The sequence below is a fragment of the Mesorhizobium sp. M7A.F.Ca.CA.004.06.1.1 genome (assembly GCF_003999135.1).
Classification (GTDB): Bacteria; Pseudomonadota; Alphaproteobacteria; order Rhizobiales; family Rhizobiaceae; genus Mesorhizobium.
In genome coordinates this window covers 1-1,728 of record NZ_RZPQ01000998.1, presented here as the reverse complement: position 1 = coordinate 1,728, position 1,728 = coordinate 1, and the positions used below count along the sequence as shown (strand labels likewise).

Annotated in this window: 2 protein-coding genes; both read left to right on the top strand. The window is 59.4% G+C overall.

The annotated features are described in order from the left end of the window. The coding region (locus EN906_RS33130; RefSeq protein ID WP_164777568.1) for an ABC transporter ATP-binding protein at window positions 1–601 on the top strand (601 nt) is incomplete at its 5' end. 505 nt (window positions 602–1,106) lie between these two features. Continuing rightward, window positions 1,107–1,728: VCBS domain-containing protein (locus EN906_RS33125; protein WP_206529240.1), on the top strand; the 622-nt coding region annotated here is incomplete at its 3' end.

Below are 1,728 nucleotides of genomic sequence, written 5' to 3'. Positions count from 1 at the left end.
GGCCGAGCCGCTATCGGCGCTTGACAAAAAGCTGCGCCAGGAAATCCAGGCCGAGATCCGCCGCATCCACCGGGAGACAGGCGTCACCATCCTCTATGTCACGCACGATCAGGAGGAGGCGCTGCACCTATCCGATCGAATCGCGCTGTTCAGGGAAGGCCGCATCGAACAGATCGGCACCGGCGAGGATCTTTACCTCCGGCCGGCGAGCGAATTTGTTGCCGGCTTCATCGGCAACTCGAATTTTCTGCCGGCTGAGCATTTGCAAACCGCGCGTGGCGTATCCACGATCCGCCTGGCCGAGGGCTCAATCGTGACCGGTATCAAAACGACAACGTCCTTCGGCCAGGGTCAGAGGGTCCGGCTGATGGTGCGCCCGGAAGCCTTCCGCCTCGCGCCTGGCCCCACGAGCGCGGCGCTTGCCGTCGAGATCATCGATACGGCGTTCTTCGGCGACCGCCGGCGCGTCGTGGCGCGCACGGCCGCCGGCGAGGAAATCGATGTCAGGCCAACCTCTGACGCCGAGGGAGCAGACAGCCCCGCAACATCAGGCAAGCGCATCTTTTTTGATCCCGGCTCGGCCTTCTTGTTTCCGGCCTGAAGGGCCGGATTGGTCAGGTCAAGTCGACGTCTGTCAAGTTCCGAAGAACCGCTTCTTAAAATCCGTGTCTGAACGCTGCCGATCCGCTCCTGGCTCAATGCCGCAACCGTTCGGGCTGTTGTGGCTCTGCTTTGATCTTGACTAATTAACTGTCTTGCAAACACGGACGTTGCGCTTCCTCGCGCATAGAGTTAATAATCTCCTAATATAAGCGTATTCTAAATCTCGTGCTCGCGAGTTTGGATGACGCAATTGGGGTAGGGAGAACGGGCGCGGCTGCCAAAGCCGTCGCAGCCACAGTTATTGAGCCATCATCCGCCCGCGAACGGTCCGCTTAAGCCGGCTGTTCGTAGCGCGGTGGCTCGTCTGGATGGCTCTGCCAATTGATGCCTGCCCGAATTCGCATGCCGGTCCGCGCTATTCTTCATCTGGTGGCAGCGGAACGTGCCGGACCGTCAATAGAACAGATTTGGGGCGTCTGTTCTTAAACAAAGGGGGGTTGAAAATGGCTACTCAGGTCACCGGTGCCGGCGGCACCACGACGTCGTTCTCGAACACGCCGCAAGCGAAGGACGATCTTCTTGCCTTTTCGGAAGATGCCACTGGCGTCTTGATCCTGAATGTATTGGCGAACGATCTGGGAGGAGCGGCCACACAGCTGTATTCTATCGACAACGCAGACAGTCTTACGACAGCGACGAAGATATACGCACCGACAGATCTACTGGCGCGCGACATCACATACTCAAGTGATAGTGCAGCGCTCGCCGCGCTCCCAGCGACCGCCAATACGAGCTTTCTAGGCGCTCGCATCTGGATAAGCGCCGATGGTACGATCCACTACAACAAGGCAGATATCGACGCCCAGGTGCAGGCACTTGGGCAGGGGCAGATTCTCACCGACAGAGTGACCTACGCCATTCAACTCGGCAATGGCACGCTAAGCTGGGCCACGGCTACCATTCAGTTCACCGGCATCAACGACGCCGCGGTGATCACTGTCAATGGTGCCGAAGACACCTCGGTGACGGAAAGGAGCGGTGTCGCCAACGGCACGCCAGGCGATGCCACGGCTGCGGGCGATCTCAATGCGACCGATGTCGACAGCTCGGCGCTGTTTACCGTGC